This window comes from Rhizobium terricola (assembly GCF_012927355.1).
Lineage (GTDB): Bacteria > Pseudomonadota > Alphaproteobacteria > Rhizobiales > Rhizobiaceae > Allorhizobium > Allorhizobium terricola.
This window is the reverse complement of record NZ_JABBGK010000017.1, coordinates 1-1,135: the sequence shown is the minus strand read 5'-3', so window position 1 is coordinate 1,135 and position 1,135 is coordinate 1. Positions and strand designations below refer to the sequence as shown.

The 1,135-nt window shown below is 63.7% G+C and carries 1 protein-coding gene; it reads right to left on the bottom strand.

Annotation, left to right across the window (positions count from 1 at the left end):
* Window positions 1–18: 18 nt before the first annotated feature.
* Complete coding sequence (locus tag HHL25_RS23395) at window positions 19–948, bottom strand: IS110 family transposase (protein ID WP_169595651.1); 930 nt, start codon at window positions 946–948, stop codon at window positions 19–21.
* Window positions 949–1,135 lie beyond the last annotated feature (187 nt).

The following is a 1,135-nucleotide window of genomic DNA, read 5'->3' as shown; positions in this document are numbered from 1 at the left end:
GAGCGACTGTCTTGGCAGTCAAGCGTTTTGCCATGGTTTTTCGTCCCGGATGATGGCGTTGAGGATTGTCAGCAGTTTGCGCATGGTAGCGACGACTGCGACGATCCTGGGCTTGCCCGCCGCCACGAGACGGTCGCGGAAGGCCTTGAGGACGGGGTTGTACCGGCTGGCGACGAGGGCCGCCATGAAGAGCGCGGCCCGCACCTTGCCACGCCCCCCGCCGATGAAGCTCTTGCCTTTCCACGTCCCCGATTGCCGGGTCCAGGGGGCGAGACCCGCAAGAGACGCGATCTGCCGCCGATCGAGGCTGCCCAGTTCCGGCATTTCGGCAAGAAGCGTGCGCGCCGTTGCCGGCCCAACGCCTGGTACCGACGTCAACAGGGTCTCGCGCACCCGCCAGACGGGCGATTTGCGGATCTGGTCGTCGAGATCCCTGTCGAGGCTTTCGAGCTCGCGTCTGAGGGCGGAAAGCAGGCGCTTGATGCTCTTCTGCGCCTCTTTCGCCAAGGCCATGCGTTCCCGGTTCTCCTCGGCCACGATCATCTGGACAATCTGCCGCCTGCGCGCCACGAGTGCCGAAAGCACCTGGGTTTCGGCATCCTTGAGCGATCTAAGCTCAGGCCTGGTCGCCAGCACATAAGCCGCGATCACCGCCGCATCGATGGCGTCGGTCTTGGCGCGGCGGCCGAGCGCATTGGCATAGGCGCGCACCTGCGCCGGGTTGACCACGATGACGGCAAGCCCGGTTGCCGACAGTCCGGCCACGGCCGCCGTCTCAAAGCCGCCGGTCGCTTCGAGCGCGACCACATCGGCACCGATCGACTGCAAACGTGACACCAGATCGTCAATGCCGCCTTGCGTGTTCGGCACTTGAAAGGTCAAACCGGACGGCGCCACGGCCACATCCAGGCGATCCTTCGACACATCGATACCAACAACAATATCCATCTTGCCCCATCCTTGCCTAAACGGACTTTGCCTGCGCAAGCGGCCCTGGCGACTGTTCGGGTTCGATGGAACGGCGGACGGAGACCCTTGCTCTCCCACGGGCTTGCTGTCCCAAAGGGAATTCGGTCTCCCATCCGCCACCGCAACCGGCATTACATAGCCGAATGCGCCATTTGGGAAGTTACAA